15 protein-coding genes are annotated in these 19,100 nt (G+C 45.7%); 13 read left to right on the top strand and 2 right to left on the bottom strand.

Features of this window, described 5'->3' with window-relative positions; genetic code table 11:
• Positions 1–3: 3 nt before the first annotated feature.
• Entirely contained in the window at positions 4–429 is a 426-nt protein-coding gene (locus tag HF638_RS16165; RefSeq protein ID WP_169481112.1) for a chemotaxis protein CheW, read from the top strand.
• 14 nt (positions 430–443) lie between these two features.
• On the top strand, positions 444–2,459 hold the full coding sequence (locus HF638_RS16160; RefSeq protein ID WP_169481111.1) for a chemotaxis protein CheA: 2,016 nt from the start codon (positions 444–446) through the stop codon (positions 2,457–2,459).
• A gap of 91 nt (positions 2,460–2,550) precedes the next feature.
• Here the strand turns inward: HF638_RS16160 and HF638_RS16155 are convergent, their stop codons facing one another.
• Positions 2,551–3,435: a LysR family transcriptional regulator gene (locus HF638_RS16155; RefSeq protein WP_169481110.1), complete on the bottom strand. Its 885-nt coding sequence runs from the start codon at positions 3,433–3,435 to the stop codon at positions 2,551–2,553.
• Positions 3,436–3,547: 112 nt separating this feature from the next.
• On the opposite strand from HF638_RS16155, the gene zwf reads away from it, so the two are divergent.
• The 8 genes from zwf (at position 3,548) to HF638_RS16115 (ending at position 14,099) form a co-directional block, all read left to right on the top strand.
• Positions 3,548–5,071, top strand: a complete 1,524-nt coding sequence (zwf, locus tag HF638_RS16150; RefSeq protein WP_169481109.1) for a glucose-6-phosphate dehydrogenase — start codon at positions 3,548–3,550, stop codon at positions 5,069–5,071.
• Between the two features lie 33 nt (positions 5,072–5,104).
• Positions 5,105–5,770, top strand: a complete 666-nt coding sequence (gene fsa / locus HF638_RS16145) for a fructose-6-phosphate aldolase (protein WP_036613461.1) — start codon at positions 5,105–5,107, stop codon at positions 5,768–5,770.
• Positions 5,771–5,838: 68 nt separating this feature from the next.
• Positions 5,839–7,257, top strand: a complete 1,419-nt coding sequence (gndA, locus tag HF638_RS16140) for an NADP-dependent phosphogluconate dehydrogenase (protein WP_169481108.1) — start codon at positions 5,839–5,841, stop codon at positions 7,255–7,257.
• A 245-nt stretch (positions 7,258–7,502) separates the two neighbouring features.
• Positions 7,503–8,606, top strand: a complete 1,104-nt coding sequence (locus HF638_RS16135) for a metallophosphoesterase (protein ID WP_169481107.1) — start codon at positions 7,503–7,505, stop codon at positions 8,604–8,606.
• Between the two features lie 332 nt (positions 8,607–8,938).
• Positions 8,939–9,781: a BglG family transcription antiterminator LicT gene (licT, locus tag HF638_RS16130; protein ID WP_169481106.1), complete on the top strand. Its 843-nt coding sequence runs from the start codon at positions 8,939–8,941 to the stop codon at positions 9,779–9,781.
• A gap of 144 nt (positions 9,782–9,925) precedes the next feature.
• The gene (locus HF638_RS16125; protein WP_169481105.1) at positions 9,926–11,854 is read left to right on the top strand and encodes a beta-glucoside-specific PTS transporter subunit IIABC; all 1,929 of its coding nucleotides are present in this window, start codon (positions 9,926–9,928) and stop codon (positions 11,852–11,854) included.
• A 49-nt stretch (positions 11,855–11,903) separates the two neighbouring features.
• Positions 11,904–13,367 (top strand): glycoside hydrolase family 1 protein, encoded by a 1,464-nt coding sequence (locus HF638_RS16120; protein ID WP_169481104.1) that lies wholly within the window; start codon positions 11,904–11,906, stop codon positions 13,365–13,367.
• 165 nt (positions 13,368–13,532) lie between these two features.
• A complete protein-coding gene (locus HF638_RS16115; RefSeq protein ID WP_047843459.1) occupies positions 13,533–14,099 on the top strand; it encodes a 5' nucleotidase, NT5C type in 567 nt (188 codons plus the stop codon).
• A gap of 10 nt (positions 14,100–14,109) precedes the next feature.
• Here HF638_RS16115 and HF638_RS16110 read toward each other — a convergent pair whose 3' ends face one another.
• Complete coding sequence (locus HF638_RS16110; RefSeq protein ID WP_169481103.1) at positions 14,110–14,994, bottom strand: helix-turn-helix domain-containing protein; 885 nt, start codon at positions 14,992–14,994, stop codon at positions 14,110–14,112.
• 134 nt (positions 14,995–15,128) lie between these two features.
• Here HF638_RS16110 and HF638_RS16105 point away from each other — a divergent pair, with 134 nt between their 5' ends.
• The 3 genes from HF638_RS16105 to HF638_RS16095 all read left to right on the top strand — a co-directional run bounded on the left by HF638_RS16105 (position 15,129) and on the right by HF638_RS16095 (position 18,969).
• On the top strand, positions 15,129–17,849 hold the full coding sequence (locus HF638_RS16105; protein WP_169481102.1) for an alpha-L-rhamnosidase: 2,721 nt from the start codon (positions 15,129–15,131) through the stop codon (positions 17,847–17,849).
• 129 nt (positions 17,850–17,978) lie between these two features.
• Positions 17,979–18,455 carry a putative immunity protein gene (locus tag HF638_RS16100; protein ID WP_169481101.1) on the top strand — a complete coding sequence of 159 codons (477 nt, stop codon included), beginning with the start codon at positions 17,979–17,981 and terminating at the stop codon, positions 18,453–18,455.
• Complete coding sequence (locus HF638_RS16095; protein WP_169481100.1) at positions 18,436–18,969, top strand: GNAT family N-acetyltransferase; 534 nt, start codon at positions 18,436–18,438, stop codon at positions 18,967–18,969. Before HF638_RS16100 ends, HF638_RS16095 begins: the two co-directional genes overlap by 20 nt.
• Positions 18,970–19,100: the final 131 nt, after the last annotated feature.

Genomic DNA, 19,100 nt, shown 5'->3' with positions numbered 1-19,100 from the left:
TCGATGTCTTCACTTCAGAAGGAACAATATATTGAACTGTCTGTAGGTGCAGAGACTTGCGCCATTCGAATCGAAGAAATTCATGAAATTATTAAAATGTTGAGCATCACAGATATCCCATTTAGCCGTCCAGAGATCAAAGGGGTAGTTAATCTGCGTGGCAAGGTTGTATGTGTGATGAGCCTGCGGAATCTGCTGGGTATGTCGGATGAACCAGACACCAGAGCGACTCGTATTATCGTAGTTCGACATCAGGATGAATATATTGGTTTGATCGTGGACCGCGTGAACAAGGTAACCACATATTCGGAAATACATCCGCCAACCGGAGGTTATGGTCGTAACCGTGAAGGATTTTTCCATGGCGTGGGTCAACAGGAAGACAAGCTTGTGGGCATTTTGAAACTGGACGAAATATTGGGCGGTTAGGGAGGTATACACGAATGATGGATTTGTCTGCCTACCGTGACATCTTTATCGAAGAACTGAATGATCAACTGGAACGTATGGATCAGTCTTTGCTGGCATTGGAGCTTTCTCCTTCTGTAGAGCTGGTTCAGACGCTGTTTCGGGCAGCCCATACCATCAAGGGATCGGCATCCACAATGGATTTTCGTGAATTAAGCGACCTCACGCATGAAGTGGAGTACGCCCTTGAATGGGTCCGGGAGAAAAAACCGGAGATGACTTCGGAGCTAATTGATACGTTGTTCCGCTCTTTGGACGCCATGAAGGTGCTTCGGGATCAGTACATCCGTGGGGAAGCATATGCAGACTTTCGAGCGGTAGTACGAGAAATAAAGGAGTTAATTCAGACCCCGGCAACAGTCGGGAAACTTAAAGTACCTTATTTGCAACCCGCAGAATCGATTGTGGCACAGGTGGCTGTCGTGTCAGGCAAACAGCTGTTGTCCCTTCACATTGTGCTGGAGCAGAAGTGTATGATGAAAGCGGCCAGATATCATATTTTGCGACAACGAATTGAGGACATCTGTGGTACGGTTGTCGCTGCTTCGCTCATGGAGAGCCAACCGGGCGCGGAGAATGAAGATGATCATTATGGTCAGTTCATCATCATCGCGGCTACTTCAAAGGACCCACAGCAGCTTAAGGCAGAGCTGTCTTCAGACTCGGATATTCATGTGCTGGAGATTGATCCATACATGCTGGAATCCAATGAGGTTGCAGCGACTTCTGCGCCAGTTGAATTAATCTCTGAAACAGAGCATACAAAACCAAGTGTGCCTAACGTGGCTGTCTCTGGTCCAGAAGAAAAAGTGAAGGCTGCGCAACCTACGGTTCGTGTGAGTGTTGAACGTCTGGACCATTTGATGAACCTGGTTGGTGAGCTTTTAATTGATCAGACATCCCTTGCAGATCTTAGTGGGTCGGGTGCGCGTAAGGAGCCTTCTACACTCATCCAGAGTATTAGTGGTGTATCCGATCATATGGGCAGGGTGATCAAAGAGCTTCAAGAAGGTGTAATGAAGACACGTATGTTACCCATTGATCAACTATTCAGCCGCTTCCCGAGATTGGTTCGTGACCTTTCGCAGAAACTGGATAAAGATCTGGAACTGGTCATTCAAGGTGGAGAGACTGAGCTTGACCGGATGATTATTGAAGAATTGAGTGACCCGCTGATCCATCTCATCCGCAACAGTGCAGATCATGGCATTGAAAGTGTAGAGGTTCGAGCGGAGCTCGGCAAGCCATCCAAAGGACGTATTACCTTAACTTCATTTCACGAAGAAAACCATGTCGTCATTCGTTATTCGGATGATGGCAAAGGCATCGATGGTGATAAGATCAAGGCTTCCGCTTTGGGAAAAGGCATCATTAGTGAAGAGCAGGCTGCACGCCTTACAACACAGGAAGCTGTACATCTCATATTTGAGCCTGGCTTCTCTACGGCTTCTTCTGTCAGTGAAGTATCAGGACGCGGCGTAGGAATGGACATCGTGCGTAGTCAGATCGGGCGACTTAACGGTATCATTGATATTGATACGGAGGTTGGTGTGGGTACCACGTTTACGATTCGTCTACCACTCACATTGGCGATTATCAAAGGTCTGTTAGTCAAAGTATCGGGTCGTGTGCTGATCTTGCCGATGTACAACGTCGCCGAGATTGTCCGCATTTCACCTGAAGATATTCAGATGATCCAAGGGCAACAAGCGATTCTGAATCATGGTCGTATTGTACCCTTTCACAGACTCTGTGATAAATTGAACTATCCACGAACGGATCGCAAATCCAAAACCATTCCACTGGTGATCGTGCGTTCCGTTGACAAAATTGCAGCGTACGCAGTAGATGAGATTATCGGGAATCAGGAAGTTGTGATTAAGACGCTCGGTACGTATCTGGGTGCGATGAACCATCTCTCTGGTGCAACGATCCTGGGGAATGGCAAGGTTGCCCTCATATTGGATGCTTCCTATCTGGTGAGTCATTAATCTTTAAATAAGCAGCATGCAGGCCAAAGAGCCTCATCATCCATAACTGGATGGTGGGGCTCTTCGTTGTACCTTTTCACATGGTGGCCACTCAGGCTTTGAAAATGAGATCCATAAAACGGTTGGCTGCCAGAGAAATCGGCATATTGCGTTTAGTCATTATCCCCACATGGGAGGGGGGGAGCGGGACATCAAGCTGAATTTCAAAGAGAGAGCCTTCCTCCAGCTCTTTGGAGATGAATTCACGTGTAACATAGGAAATGCCCAGTCCCCGACGTGCAAATTCAATCAGCAGATCAACGCTACCGACCTCAATCTCGGGCTTCAACGTGTAATTATAGCTGTTAAACAACTCGGTTATAGCCATCCGAACCCGGCTGTTCCTGGAGAAGAGGATCAATTGGTGCTCAAGAAGCATCTCAAGCGTCATGACTTTGCCCTTTAACTGAGCATAACGTTCCCCAGCTACAAAACAGTCTTTCAACTGAATACTTTCCCTGACTTCGAGCTGTGGATCAACAATGGGCATCCGAACTACACCAAGGTCGATCTTGCCTTCCTTCAGAAAGGTAATGACTTCCGGCGTGGTTCCATGGCTCAAATGCAGCTTGATGTTAGGGTACAAGGTGTGGAATTCCTCAAGGTACGCCAACATGTAATGCTTGAACAAGGAGTCACTGCCACCGATCCTCAATTCACCGTTGTCGAGGCTCTTCAGTGCGGCCATTTTTTCTTCCGCAAGTGAGATCAGAATCTGGGATTGTTCAATATAGGAGTATAGACTGACACCTTCCTGTGTCAACGCTACACCCTTGGAATTTCGATAAAACAAGGTAAGACCAAAGCTCTCTTCCAACTGCTTGATGGCATGGCTGACGCTGGGTTGAGTGATATACAATGCTTTTGCAGCCTGTGTCAAACTGCCTGTTTTGGCAGCCCAGTAAAAGACTTTATATAGTTCGTAATTTGTTGTCATAGATGTGGTCTATAGCTCCTGTGAAATATATTAATTACTTGTATGGCTTCAAAACGTATTATAGTGTAACTACAACAAAGAAACCAGAGTTACTTGGAAGGAGAACGGTGAGATGGAACCAACTACCATTGTTTTATTTGGTGCTACTGGCGATTTAGCCAAAAGAAAAATATATCCTGCCTTATATAACTTATATCTTGAGCAGAAGCTTCCGGAAACCTTCTCATTGATTGGTCTGGGGCGTAGAGAGTGGTCTGATGAATTCTTTCAGGCTCAAGTGGAAAAATCATTAAATGAATTTTCCAGACGCCAGGCTGATCCTGAAGTTGTGAAGTCATTTGTGAAAGCTTTTCGCTACAGTGTATTGAATATAAGCCATAAGGAAGATTATATAAAGCTGCTAGGATTAGTTGAACAAAGAGAAGCTGAGCTTGGCATTCCGTCCAATCGCTTGTTCTATCTCTCGGTTGGTCCGGAATTCTTCGAACCGATTGCCGAGAATATTCAAGAAAGTGGGCTGGGTTCCACGGAGGGCTGGAAACGTCTCGTCATTGAGAAGCCGTTTGGTCACGATCTGCAGTCCGCAAGAGATCTGAATCGCAAATTAAGCGAATCGTTCACGGAGGAAGAGATTTATCGGATCGACCATTACTTGGGCAAACCGATGGTACAACGTCTGGAGACGTTGCATCAGAGTAACCCAATTATGAAGGCACTCTGGAACAACCGTTACATCTCCAATGTGCAAATTACGGCTAACGAGACTGTAGGTGTCGAAGAACGTGCATCCTATTATGATCATGTAGGCGCTGTGCGAGACATGTTCCAGAATCATATGCTGCAATTGCTCATGATGATGGCGATTCAGCTTCCATACAACAGTACTTCCGAAAAAGTTGGATTGAAGAAAAAGCATATCATGGAATCGATCCAACCGTTACAGAAGCAAACTGTGGGCGCAAGTATCATCCGCGGACAGTATGCTGAAGGCAACATTCAAGGCCAACCGGTAAGTGCTTATACTGCTGAACCGGGTGTAGCAGAGAATACGATGAATGACACATTCATTGCTGCCAAATTGCAAATTGATGATTTCTTCTGGCGGGGTGTTCCGTTTTACATCCGGACGGGTAAAAGAATGAAGGAGAAATCAACACGTATCGTGATTGAATTCAAAGAACCTTCAGGACAGGCGAATGTGCTGAAAAGCAATGGTTCGAAGCCGAACCTGCTCGTCATTGAGATGAGTCCGGATCAGAGCATGACATTGCAACTTAATGCAAGTGACCCTGAGAATAAAGGTGAATTCAAACCGGTTCATATTGATCTTTCTCCGGATAACGGTGATCTCGCAGAAGCTTACGAGAACCTGATTCGTGATGCTTTGCACGGCGATCCAACTTTCTTTGCCCATTGGGATGAAGTAGAATTGTCCTGGGCTTGGGTACAACCGATTCTAGATGCATTCCAGGAAAATCTGTTGCCACTTCACCTGTATCCTGCAGGCAGCTATGGACCGACTGAATCGGATGCTATGCTTGAAGCAGAAGGTCACCACTGGTGGTTTGATCAGCCAGCGGATCAGCAGTCTGTAGTTGCAAGTAGCACACCCTTGGCGGTTAATGCCAATCTCTAAACCATAATAAAAATATCTGGAGGTAATTCAATCATGAAATTTTTTATCGATACAGCTAACGTGGAAGATATTCAAAAAGCATATAAAATTGGCGTATTGTCTGGCGTAACGACGAACCCTTCTTTGGTAGCCAAAGAAGGCGTGAAATTCGAAGATCGTATCGAAGAAATCTTGCGTTTGGTACCTGAAGTTGAGTCCGTTTCTGCGGAAGTGACACCAGATGCCCTTACTGCTGAAGAGATGATCGCGCAAGCAGACGAACTGATTAAAATTAACAACAGCGACAAAAACATTACGATCAAATTGCCAATGACGCTTGCAGGACTTGAAGCTTGCCGTTACTTGACCAAAAAAGGTGTGAAAACCAACGTAACGTTGATCTTCACTGTGAACCAGGCCCTTCTGGCTGCTCGTGCTGGTGCAACATATGTATCTCCATTCCTGGGACGTCTTGATGATATCTCCGAGGATGGCGTACAATTGGTTACCAAAATTGCTGAATTGTTCCGTACACATAACCTGGATGCACAGATTATTGCGGCTTCTGTAAGACATCCGGATCACGTTACACGTGTAGCGATGGCTGGAGCACATATTGCTACTGTTCCATTCTCCGTCATTGAACAGATCTCCAAACACCCGCTGACAGATCAAGGTATGGACAAATTTGCAGCTGACTGGAAAAAAACAGTACAATAATCACTGACCGTTTATCCGTTTTAACTTACTATTAACTTATATAAATAATGGAGCATTGGGAGGACATAATGAGTAAACAACAGATTGGTGTTATTGGATTGGCAGTAATGGGTAAAAACCTGGCTTTGAATATTGAAAGCAAAGGTTTCTCGGTATCGGTATTTAACCGTTCCCCGGAGAAAACGAATGATCTTCTGAAAGAAGCAGAAGGTAAAAACCTGACAGGTGCGTTCACTATTGAAGAATTCGTGGAATCTCTGGAGTCTCCGCGTAAAATTCTGATCATGGTACAAGCAGGTAAAGCGACAGATGCAACGATCGAGCAACTGCTACCTCATCTGGATCAAGGAGACATTATTATCGATGGAGGTAATGCTTACTTCCCTGACACACAACGTCGCAGTAAAGATCTGGAAGAAAAAGGTTTCCGCTTTATCGGCGCAGGTGTATCTGGTGGTGAAGAAGGCGCACTGAAAGGCCCGGCAATCATGCCAGGTGGTCAGGAAAGTGCTTATCAGTTGGTAGAACCGATTCTGACAGCGATCTCCGCCAAAGTTGGCGATGACGCTTGCAGCACATATATCGGACCAGACGGTGCCGGACACTATGTGAAAATGGTGCATAACGGTATCGAGTACGGAGATATGCAGTTGATTGGTGAAGCTTATCACTTGCTCAAATCCGTATTGAACGTTTCCGTTGAAGAGTTGCATGAGATCTTCACTGAGTGGAATCAAGGGGAGCTGGACAGCTACCTAATCGAAATCACGGCAGATATCTTCTCCAAGTACGATCCTGAAACGGGTAAACCAATGGTTGACGTCATTCTGGATGCGGCTGGACAAAAAGGAACAGGTAAATGGACAAGCCAAAGTGCGCTGGATCTCGGCGTTCCATTGTCCATGATTACGGAATCCGTATTCTCCCGTTTCCTGTCTGCCATGAAGGACGAGCGTGTAGCAGCTAGCAAAATCCTGAGTGGACCAGCAACTGAAGCATTCTCTGGCGACAAAAAAGCGTTCATCGAGAACGTACGTAAAGCGCTGTTTGCAAGTAAAATCGTATCCTACGCACAAGGATTTGCACAAATGCGTGCAGCTTCCGATGAGTACGGCTGGGATCTGAAATACGGCAACATTGCCATGATCTTCCGTGGCGGCTGCATCATCCGTTCGCAGTTCTTGCAAAACATTAAAGAAGCATATGACAAAGATGCAGAACTCAAAAACCTGCTCTTGGATCCTTACTTCCAAAACATTGTTGAATCTTATCAAGGCGCATGGCGTGAAGTTATAGCCTCTGCTGTAAAACAAGGTGTTCCGGTACCTGGATTCTCCAGTGCTCTGTCTTACTACGACAGCTACCGTACGGAGCGTTTGCCAGCAAACTTGCTGCAAGCGCAACGTGACTACTTCGGTGCTCACACGTTCAAACGTGTGGACAAAGAAGGTTCATTCCACTTCCAGTGGATGGACACAAACGAGTAATTTTAATTCCGAAAATATAGCATTCCTGCAGTTGTCCTTGAATTTAACTATTCAGGGCGGCTGCGGGAATGCTTTTTCTCGTTAATGATTCGAATTTGAATATCATTAATTGTAATAAAATGTACCCATCTTGCTTTTGCAAACAGGTGATCTGACCCTTCAACTACGTTATACTTGTTCAGACGGACCTACATCCGTGATTAAAATTCAGAATACAACTTATTGACGTGGAGGTTAGACCGGGCATGTTCGTATTAGCAGGTATATTGTTTTTGGTAGTATACGGTTTATTAGTGTTCTACATAGGTTGGAGCGGTTGGAGTTGGATGAAACCTGTCGTGTCCGCCAGATTCCGGTGGTTTTATATCATAGCGCTCGTATTCCTTGCCGTTTCATTCATTCTGGCACGCGTGTTTGGAAGTATCTCTTTTCTCAGTATTATCGGTTCCTACTGGCTGGCGATCTTCTCGTTACTATTGCTGATTCTGCCAGTCATTCACCTGACGATGTGGTTGCTCAGATTAACCCGTATTCCGAGACATCATACACAAAAGTGGGCAGGAGTCGTTACCTTGGTGTTGTTAGTGTCCACAATGGGTTATGGGATTTTCAATGCCTACAGTCCTGTGGTGAGAGCATATAACATTCAGATTGATAAAAAAGTTGAAGGTGTAGACAAGCTCAACATTGTCATGGCTGCTGATATGCACTTCGGACTTCTATCTGGACCTGCACATGCCAAACGCATGGTGGAGGAGATTAATGCTCTGAAGCCAGATCTGGTGCTGTATCCGGGAGATATTATTGATGACAATCTGGATATGTACCTTAAGAGTGGCATTGCCGACATTATCAGTGGCATTCAGGCTCCGTATGGCGTCTATGCTTCTCTCGGGAATCACGACAAGTTCGATGGTCCAATTGAAGACCTGATCGCTGCGCTGGAGAAGAGCAACATGCAAGTTTTGTACGATGACAAGATCGTTCTGGATGACAAGATCACCCTGATTGGACGGAAAGACCGGACAGAGAAGGATCGTGCAGAAGTAGCCACATTAATGCAAGATACGGACTTAAGCCAACCTGTACTTATGATGGATCACCAGCCGTATGATCTGGATATTGCGGAGCAGAATAATGTTGATCTGGTCGTATCTGGTCACACCCACCGTGGACAGATTGCACCTGCTCAGTTCATCACACAGGCTATTTATGAGAATGATTGGGGTTATCTACAAAAGGGTTCAATGCACTCCATCGTAACCTCAGGATTTGGATTCTGGGGGCCTCCAATTCGCACAAGCAGTCGTTCGGAGATTGTACAGATTAATGTGACATTTCAACAATAATACAGTGGGCCCTTCGAGAGAAGGGTCTTTTTGTTCGAAGCAAGTGATCAAGTGATGGTTGTTGGATGACGCCGTTTGAATCTGCTCCAAAATGTGAATACTAAAGCAAATGCACCCTTAAACGTGGAAGCTTAGGGAAAAGACTCATGTGAGGGAATGAAGTGGAATAGTAATAGTAGTATTTTTGGGTTGACACCGTTTTCAGGTTATGATAAATTAGATCCGAGGCTTGTTACCGGTAATGCGGGCAAAACCACTATGGAAATGATTTTATTATTTCTGTTTTGGTTTTGCCCTTTTTTATTCCTCAAAAAAAACCAGGTGGGTCCAGAATGATTATTAAACAGATATTTAATAACAATATTGTCAGTACCGTGGATGACAAAAATCAGGAACTACTGATCCTCGGCCGGGGTATCGGATTCAAGTTCAAAGCAGGCGATGAGATTGATGAAGAGCGGATTGAGAAGGTATTCCGTCTTCAGGATACATCGATCTATGAGAAATTTAAATCCATCGTAGCTGAAGTGCCTATTGAGATTCTGCAGGCAACAGATGATATTGTGACACTGGCACGAACGCAATTGAACAAAACTATTAGTGATGGGATTTATGTCTCGCTGTCTGATCACATTCACTTTGCTGTTCAACGCTTGGAAAAAGGGATGATCACTCGAAATCCACTCTCTTGGGAAGTTCAGCACTTCTATAAGGCGGAGTATGATGTGGCCAGAGAAGCACTGACCTTGCTGAAGGAAAGACTGGATATTGAGTTCCCCAAAGATGAAATTTGTAATATTGCATTGCATTTCATCAATGCGGAAGTAAATGATTCCATGAACGATGTCACCCATCTGATGCAGCTGTTGCAGGAGATTATGAATATCATCAAATATCACTTCAACGTCGAATTGGATGAAGATAGCGTCAACTATTTCCGCTTCATTACTCATTTGAAATATTTCTGTCAGCGTGTCATTACCCATTCTTCACATGATGATGCCGAGGAGTATTTATATGAAGTGGTTCGGAAAAACTATCCGGAGACATTCAAATGTATTGGCAAGATCGAGACTTTTATCCATAAGAATTATCAGTATGACATGACTCACTCTGAGCAGTTATATCTAACGCTCCATCTGGAACGTCTGATGAAAACCAAGCGGGACGTATAAAGTTCGCGCAATAGAATGATCACAACTGGATATCCTATGGGCTTGTTACTGTTCAATCAGGCAATACCCGAATGAGATGGTGCGATTAATTTGCGCTATATTCGTTCGGGTATTTTTTATTGGAAAAATGAGGAGGAAAACATCATGAAACATCAGGAAACGGCACAGGAAATCATCAAAGCCGTTGGGGGAACAAACAATATTAACTCGGTGTATCACTGCGTTACTCGACTGCGCTTTGATTTGAAGAATAACGACAAAGTCGATAATGGCTCACTCAAGAAATTGGATAAGGTCATGGGAACAAATATTTCTGGCGATCAATTCCAAGTCATTATCGGTAATGATGTGGCAAAAGTATTCGATGCTATGGTGAAGGAGAATCCGGCAATCCAGCAAAGTACAGAAAACACAGAAAATAAAGAGCAAAAGTCAGATAAAAAACAAAATGTCGTGCTGAAGATTTTTGAAACCATCGCAGGTGTCTTTGCTCCGATGCTTCCAGCGATTACAGCGGCAGGTATGCTCAAAGGATTACTTGCACTGTTCGTATCCTTAGGTTGGATGTCTGCTGGAACGGATACGTATCGTATTCTTTCAGCCATCGGTGACGGTGTATTCCACTACCTGCCTTTACTGATTGCAGTCAGCGCTGCTCGTAAATTCGGCAGTAACCCGTTTGTTGCGATTGCACTAGGTACCGCACTGATGTACCCAGATATGACAGCATTGCTATCTAGCGGTGAATCGGTTGGATTCCTGGGAATCCCGGTTACGGCTGTAAGTTATGCTTCATCGGTTATCCCGATTCTTCTTGCAGTATGGTTGATGTCTTATGTTGAGAAATGGGTTGACCGTGTTATCCCTGCTGCACTCAAGCTATTGCTTGTGCCGCTGATTACCTTGCTTGTCATGGTCCCGGTAACGCTGATTGCGATCGGTCCATTGGGTACATTTGTAGGTAGCGGATTGTCCGGCGGCATCAACTGGCTGCTGAATGAAGGCGGATTGATTGCAGGTATTGTTCTTGGCGGCGCGATGGCGCTCATTATTATGACAGGAATGCACTATGCACTTGTACCGATCATCCTGAGTAATATCGCTACACTGGGCTTCGATAAATTCTTGCCATTGACCTTTATCTCCAACATGGGTCAGGCTGGTGCAACACTCGGCGTATTCTTCCGGGCAAAAGATAAAAAACTCAAAACCGTTGCATTGTCCACGAGCTTCACAGCGCTGATGGGTGTAACGGAGCCTGCTATGTACGGGGTTAACATGAAATACAAAAAACCATTTGCTGCAGCGATGATTGGTAGTGCAGTGGGTGGCGGATTCGCCCTTGCTTTTGGCGCGAAAGCATATGTGCTTGCGGGTAACGGTGGTCTCCCGGGACTTCCTTCCCTGATCGGACAAACCTTCTGGTATTCCTTTGTGGGTATGATTTTGGCCTTTGTTGTGGGTGCAATCATGTCTACAATATTCGGTATTAAGGAAGAAGAAGGAGACGCTGAGGCGCTGGCTCAATTCTCACCGGGTGCTTCTACAGCACCAGCTAAAGTAGCTTCTAGCGATGCGGCAAGCGTGAACGTGGACGACATGGGCGCTCCAGAACCAACGAGTGATGCGGTAGCCGTTGCCCCGATGACAGGTAAGTCGATTCCGCTCAAAGAAGTCAATGATCCAACATTCGGTGATGAGTTGATGGGTAAAGGTGTAGCATTTGTTCCAACGGTAGGTGAATTGGTTTCTCCAGTTACAGGTACCATTATGAATGTGTTCAAAACGAAACATGCGATCGTTGTCCGCAGTGATAACGGAATGGAATTGCTGATTCATGTTGGAATTAACACAGTGAAGCTGCGTGGACAGTACTTCGATGCACATGTTGCTACAGGAGCACGTGTACAGGCTGGAGACAAGCTACTCACATTTGAACTGGCCGAGATTGCAAAAGAATACGACATTACAACCGCTATGGTTGTTACCAATACGGCTGATTACAAGGAGGTTTTGCCTGTGAAATTGGGTGAAATCACGATGGGTGAAGACGTCTTGAAAGCTGAAATCTAAACGGTCTGTCTTAGGACTAACCATATCAACAAAAGAAGGAGAGATTCGAATGATTAATCGACAAGGGTTTCAGGAAGGTTTTCTATGGGGCGGCGCTATTGCCGCCAACCAGGCTGAAGGTGGATTCGATGCTGGCGGAAAAGGATGGTCGACGGCCGACATGGTTCCTTATTTTGAGAAAAAGGACTACACCAACCTTAGAGAACTGATGCATGTTACCAGTGCAACGGTAGAGAAAGCAATGTCACATCATAGTGCAGAAGGTTATCCGAAGCGTTACGGGATTGATTTTTACCATCGTTTCAAAGAGGATATTGCGCTCTTCGCAGAGCTGGGCTTCAAGACATTCCGTCTGTCCATCAACTGGCCGCGTATTTTCCCGAATGGTTATGATACCGAGCCGAATGAAGAGGGACTGCGTTTCTATGACGAAGTGTTCGATGAACTCCGTAAATACGATATTGAACCACTGGTAACACTCTCGCATTATGAGATGCCTATGGCGCTTGTCCTGAAGTATAACGGTTGGGCTGGTCGCGAAGTGATTGGACATTTTGTAAGATATGCGGAAACCGTGATGAATCGATACAAGGACAAAGTAAAATACTGGTTGACGTTTAATGAGATTAACACAACCATTATTGAACCGTTCACAGGTGGCGGTATCATTGAAGACCGAGTTGAGAACACGATGCAGGCTTCTTATCAGGCACTTCATCATCAATTTGTAGCCAGCAGCCTGGTAACAAAAAAGGCACGTCAGATTAACCCGAACTTCCAGATCGGATGTATGCTTGCACGCATGATTCACTATCCGGCGACGTCGAAGCCAGAGGATGTGCTGCAAGCACAGATCGATAACCAGCTGAACTTGCTGCATACGGATGTACAAGTTCGTGGTAGTTATCCGACATTCATGGCTCGGTACTGGGCAGAGAACGGGATTACGATTGCCATGGAACCGGGGGACGAGCAGATCCTGCGTGAGCATACGGTTGATTTCATCTCGTTCAGTTATTACACATCCCTGGTGTCCGCAGTGAACCCAGAGGAGTATGGAGTGACGGGTGGTAACCTGTACAGTACGATTAAGAACCCGAATCTGGATCGTACGGAATGGGGTTGGCAGCTTGATCCAATCGGTCTGCGCGTTGCATTGAAAGAGCTGTATGACCGTTATCAATTGCCACTGTTTGTGGTGGAGAATGGCCTTGGTGCGAAAGATACGGTTGAAGCAGACGGTTCCATCAACGATGATTACCGTATTGATTATCTGAGAAAACATATCACACAAATGAAAGAAGCCGTTATGGATGGTGTGGACCTGATGGGATATACCAACTGGGGAGCAATTGATATCATCAGTGCATCCACTTCGGAAATGTCCAAGCGTTATGGCGTGATCTACGTGGATCAGGATGACAACGGACAAGGTACATTGAATCGTTATAAGAAAAAGAGCTTTGGCTGGTACCAAAAAGTCATTGCCTCAAATGGCGAGAACTTGGAATAGATCACTATATAGGCACCCCGGGCGTAGCTGGTATTAAGGCGCCGGGGCGCCTTTTTACTATAATCTCGCAGGATTCTCATCAACACTAATCCACATTAATGTAAAAAAGATGACTTCATAACATTCTGGATGGTATACTGTGATCGTATTGGGGGAGGGATAACCATGAAGAAGCCTATTATTGCTGTAGATATGGATGACACGATATGTCATCTGGTCAAGCGGGCTATATATCACAACAACCTCAACTTCCCGACCCATCCGTTGCGCTATGAGGATATGATCCATTGGGATACGTCTCATTTGCGTCATCCGGAGAGCACGCATGATGTATTTTATGGTCGGCCGGGTCTGTTCGAGGAATTGGAGTTATACGACGAGTATGTTGTAGATGAGATGCGCAAGCTGAACGATGCTTATGATGTCATAGTCGTTACGGCAGCAGAACCAAGAACAGTCGTTGAGAAGTGGAACTGGCTTCAGCAGCATATGCCTTTTATAACCGCAGAACAGTTTATTACATGCAAAAGAAAAAACTTGCTCGCTTTTGATTTGCTTATTGATGATGGAGCACATAATTTGATTCCCGCGCATGAGGATGGCAAGAAAGTCATCTGTATCCCGCATCCATGGAATATACAGGAGCGTGAACGATACAACTTTCCGTTGATGTCTTCATGGAAAGAGGCCAAGGCTTACATAGATGAAGTGTTACAGGTTGTCGGTGTCTGAAAGTAAATCTTTATTGTCCAGAGTGCTGTGCTCTGGATTTTTTGCGATAGGCGAGAGGTGTTTCGCCTGTTATTTTTTTGAATGCAGCATAAAATGAATCCATATCCCTATATCCGACCAGCTCGGCAATCAGGCTGACTTTGTGCTGTGAACTCTTAAGCAGTTCACAGCTTTTTTGTATACGGAGATGTTGCATGTGGCTGCTAAAGGTCTGTCCGGTATGCCTCTGGAACATTCTTCCGATCTGCTTTTCACTCCAGCCCGATACACGTACCAGATCAGACATTCGAATACGGTTGCTCACATGTTGCTTGAGATAGTGAAGAATGTATTCAAAATCAGTGGAATGAACCGCTTCATCATGAACCTCTTGATAAAGTTGTCTGTAGGTCATCAATACCAACTGGCTCACCAGGGTGTATAACATAGTAGACGAACCGATTCCCGGAACGGAGGATTCACGGTACAGCTTCACCATTAGTTCTTCAATCCGGTCGTTGTGATCCACAACGGATATATAAGGAACTTGATTTTGTGCCAGATCCAACAGATGATGAATGATTTCTTTTTCCTGAATGACGGATGTCAAGGTGTTGATCAGCTCAGCATTAAATAGGCAATTATATAGAATTAACGGATGCTCGGTTACGTTGGTGCTGACAGGACGAAAGACATGAGGAACGCCGACAGGAATGACAAACAGCATCCCCTTTGTCACCGGAATGACATCTTCACCGATATGATGAAAGCCCTTTCCTTCGGCAACATAACTATACTCAATAAAATCATGTGCGTGAAAAGGAAGCACAAAATCTTCAGAGCAACGATTGACAAAAAGTTGCAGATGATTATGCAGAAAGTATTCACTTTTCATGAGTTGTACAGATGAATTCACAATTAACCTCCTCGCACAGATGGCTGAATTACCGGATGAAATAGTCTGGATTACCGGGTATTTACGATAACAGGATCGATATAATTATATCGTAACCCCGAATGGGAAGCCAAGATGGAAAGGACGATCTGCTAATGTTCAACGTTAGTCACCTTCGCTGTGAGTATAGAATCAACCCGATAGGCCTTGATGTCAAATCACCGCGTTTAAGTTGGCAGCTGCAATCCGATCGTCGGAACTGCATGCAATCCGCATACCAGATTCAGCTGTCATTGACGGAAGATTTTGATGGAATTGCATGGGATTCTGGCAAGATAAGCACGGATCAATCCATACATGTGGAATTAAACCATTTTCAGCCTTCCCCGCAAACGCGATACTATTACCGGATTCAGGTATGGGATGATGCAGGAAATGATTCGGGCTGGTCCGAATCGGCTTATTTCGAGATGGGACTTATGGATAGTCATAACAAGTGGCAAGCAGAATGGATCACAGCTCAACCATCAGATGATGGAGATACGTCATGCCCGCGTATGCGCAAGCAGTTTAATGTGAAACAACCTGTTACTTCTGCCCGCATATATGTTACAGCACTTGGATTATACGAGTTGCATATGAACAACACAAGAGTAGGAGAAGATTATTTTACACCTGGTTGGACCTCTTATCGTAAGCGATTACAATATCAAACCTATGATGTTACCCACCTGCTTCAGGATGGACAGAATATATTGGGTGCGTATCTTGGAGATGGCTGGTACCGAGGGTATCTTGGCTGGAACAAAGAACGGGAGATATTCGGTTCAACATCCGCATTGCTGCTGGAATTGCATATAAAATACGCAGATGGTTCGGAGGAATGGATTTTATCTAACGGGGATTGGACGGCTGCTCCAAGTGCCATTCGCATGTCGGACATCTATATGGGGGAGACGTATGATGCACGAATGGAGTCCGATTGGTCGGATTCCTCTCAGGCGAGTTGGTTACCCGTGAACGTATTGGAGCACCCGAAAGATATCATCGTTGCGCAGGAGAACGTACCCGTCACCCAAGTCGAACAGTTACAGCCAATTGCTTTGCTGACAACTCCACAGGGAGATCGTGTAATAGACATGGGGCAGAATATGGTGGGATGGGTGAAATTCAGTATTCAAGGTGAGGCGGGTCAGACGGTTGAGCTGCACCATGCTGAGATCTTGGATCATGAAGGCAACTTCTACACGGATAATCTTCGCGCCGCCAAGCAGTGTATTCGCTACACTTGCAAGGGGGATGGCTTGGAAACATTTGAACCGCATTTTACGTTCCAAGGGTTTCGTTATGTGAAGCTGGTTGGCTTCCCGGAACACATTCGTCTGGATGAATTCGCCGGAATCGTACTGCACTCGAATATGGAGCAAACAGGTCAGTTCTCATGCTCCAGTCCACTGGTGAACCAACTGCATCACAATATATTGTGGGGGCAAAAAGGGAATTTCCTTGATGTGCCGACAGACTGTCCACAGAGGGATGAACGGCTCGGGTGGACCGGTGATGCACAGATGTTTGTCCGCACGTCCTCCTACCTGATGAACACGGCGTCCTTCTTCACCAAATGGTTGCGGGATCTGGAAGCGGATCAGGGAGCAGATGGAGGTATTCCATTCTTCGTTCCGGATCTCAGAAGTTCCACGTCACAAGGATGGGGGGACACCAGTCATTCTTCTGCCGCTTGGGGTGATGCAGCAGTCATCTGTCCATGGACCATCTATGAGATGTATGGGGATGCCAGATTGCTGGCTGAGCAATATGGGAGCATGCAACGTTGGATTGAATACATTCACGTGCAGGGTGACAATCCATATCTGTGGAACACGGGATTCCACTTTGGCGATTGGTTGGGACTGGACTCCAAGCCCGATAGTTATGTCGGCGCAACGGATACGGATTATGTGGCAACAGCATTCTATGCCTATTCGGTTTCGTTAACACAAAAAGCAGCTGAGGTACTTGGAAAGACAGATGATGCTGAATATTACAAGCAGTTGCATACAAACATTGTTCATGCGTTTCGAAAAGAATTCGTGACTCCAACTGGCAAAATTGCTGTTCCAACGCAGACAGCACATGTTCTTGCGCTCCAATTTGATCTTCTGGACGCCACTGCCCGAACTCGTGCAGTTGAACAATTGGCGAAACTCGTGAAAGAGGCAGGGAATCATCTTACTACAGGCTTCGTGGGCACACCTTATCTGAATCCGGTATTGAGTGATGCAGGTCTTCACGACCTGGCTTATACCTTACTTTTTCAAGAGGATTATCCGTCCTGGCTATATCAGGTGACTCAAGGCGCAACGACTGTGTGGGAACATTGGGATGGGATCAAAGAGGATGGCAGTCTCTGGAGTGCTGACATGAATTCATTTAACCACTATGCGTACGGGGCGATTGGGGAATGGTTGTATCGTTATGTTGCTGGCATTCGGTCCGATGAACATCAGCCAGGATTCCGAATGGTGCATATCGAGCCGCAACCTGGACCAGGACTGGACTGGGTAGAAGCGAGTTTGGAGACGATGTATGGTCAAGTTGCTTCAAGTTGGCATCGGTTGGCGGAGGGCGAAATGGAGGTACGGGTGCATATTCCTGCCAATACAAGAGGTACGGTGCGTCTTCCTGGCGCAGGTGCACAGATCGTTTTGGAGCAAGGGAAACCGTTGGATCAGGTGAGTGAAGTTCAGGTTATTCGCAGCATTGGAGACGATGTTGAAATCACACTGGGATCTGGAAGTTACCAATTCATCTACAAGGACACGGATGCGAAGAGGGGACGAGATGTTCAGGAGGCTACATTGACAGAGTCCGTATAATAATAGAATAAGCGGTAAGATGTTCACTTGAAGAGGATCTGCACACACGCAGGTCCTTTTTCGAACTTGTCTCAGGGTGAATTTGTAGTTTTTGAATAATGAAATGTGAACTACGAAAGGAGCATGACCATGGCAAAACCTGCCTTCAAAGATGCACCTTTGCGCCGTGAAATAGAGGATCTGGCTAAGCAACAGGATCACCATACATTGGCCTGTTGGGCTGCGGAGTGTGCGGAACGTGTCTTGCATGTATTTGAGGCACAGCAGTCGGAGGATCTCCGCGCCCTTGATGCCATTGCTGCAGGACGAGGTTGGATTCGTGGAGAGATTGCCATGGTTGATGCTCGAAAGGCGGCTTTTGCAGCTCATGCTGCGGCACGAGAATCGGACAATCCGGCTGCCTCTGCTGCATCTCGTGCGGCGGGACACGCAGCTGCAACTGCTCATGTGAAGGAGCATGCGGTACATGCTGCAACGTACGCAGTGAAAGCTATCTTTTATGACTGCCCAATCGAAGATCAAGAGCGGCGTGTGCTGGAGGAGAGAACGTGGCAATATCAAAATCTGTTGGGAGGAAATACGGACCATGGGGAAAGAACAAGTTAGATTAATTAAACCATCACGAGCATATAAGGATGCGTATTTGGCATTTTATGAAGACTGGGTCAGAAGTGGAGAATTGATGGTACCTTGGGTCATTTCCAAAGATCCTTATGCGTTTGATGAGATGTTGGCCTTTTTACAGCGCAATGAACAAGGCATCGACATCCCGGAAAGCTGGGTCAAAGACAGTACATACTGGCTGGTCACGGAGAGTCAACAAATCGTGGGTGCCGTGAATATAAGGCATGAGCTTAATGATAGACTATACAATAGCGGAGGGCATATCGGTTATGGCATTCGTCCGGGGGAGCGGAACAATGGCTATGGTTCCGACATTCTCAGGTTGTCGTTGGAGAAAACAAGAGAGCTTGGAATCACCAAAGTATTAGTCGTATGCGACGCGATGAATGAGCCTTCCAGAAGGGTTATCCTTCGTAATGGTGGCATTCGGGATGTAGACTATGTAGAATCCAATGGTAACGTTATTGAACGATTCTGGATAGAGAATGTCGAATAATGCAGAATAATGATGTAATATAACGAAAATAATATAGATTATGATTGTATTACCCTCGCGTGCTGATTAAAATGAAGCTAGAATCTGGATTGCGGCCGGAAACTATCATCCCATATCAGGCACAAGTGAGG

It is taken from the genome of Paenibacillus sp. SZ31, assembly GCF_012912005.1.
GTDB lineage: Bacteria > Bacillota > Bacilli > Paenibacillales > Paenibacillaceae > Paenibacillus.
The sequence above is the reverse complement of the archived record's forward strand: the minus strand, read 5'-3'. Positions and strand labels throughout refer to the sequence as shown.

Coding starts and splice junctions, on each gene's coding strand:
- HF638_RS16120 (WP_169481104.1), top strand. CDS start 11,904: ATGATTAATCGACAAGGGTTTCAGGAAGGTTTTCTATGGGGCGGCGCT.
- fsa (WP_036613461.1), top strand. CDS start 5,105: ATGAAATTTTTTATCGATACAGCTAACGTGGAAGATATTCAAAAAGCA.
- HF638_RS16105 (WP_169481102.1), top strand. CDS start 15,129: ATGTTCAACGTTAGTCACCTTCGCTGTGAGTATAGAATCAACCCGATA.
- zwf (WP_169481109.1), top strand. CDS start 3,548: ATGGAACCAACTACCATTGTTTTATTTGGTGCTACTGGCGATTTAGCC.
- HF638_RS16135 (WP_169481107.1), top strand. CDS start 7,503: ATGTTCGTATTAGCAGGTATATTGTTTTTGGTAGTATACGGTTTATTA.
- HF638_RS16165 (WP_169481112.1), top strand. CDS start 4: ATGTCTTCACTTCAGAAGGAACAATATATTGAACTGTCTGTAGGTGCA.
- licT (WP_169481106.1), top strand. CDS start 8,939: ATGATTATTAAACAGATATTTAATAACAATATTGTCAGTACCGTGGAT.
- HF638_RS16125 (WP_169481105.1), top strand. CDS start 9,926: ATGAAACATCAGGAAACGGCACAGGAAATCATCAAAGCCGTTGGGGGA.
- HF638_RS16160 (WP_169481111.1), top strand. CDS start 444: ATGATGGATTTGTCTGCCTACCGTGACATCTTTATCGAAGAACTGAAT.
- HF638_RS16095 (WP_169481100.1), top strand. CDS start 18,436: ATGGGGAAAGAACAAGTTAGATTAATTAAACCATCACGAGCATATAAG.
- HF638_RS16115 (WP_047843459.1), top strand. CDS start 13,533: ATGAAGAAGCCTATTATTGCTGTAGATATGGATGACACGATATGTCAT.
- HF638_RS16155 (WP_169481110.1), bottom strand. CDS start 3,435: ATGACAACAAATTACGAACTATATAAAGTCTTTTACTGGGCTGCCAAA.
- HF638_RS16100 (WP_169481101.1), top strand. CDS start 17,979: ATGGCAAAACCTGCCTTCAAAGATGCACCTTTGCGCCGTGAAATAGAG.
- gndA (WP_169481108.1), top strand. CDS start 5,839: ATGAGTAAACAACAGATTGGTGTTATTGGATTGGCAGTAATGGGTAAA.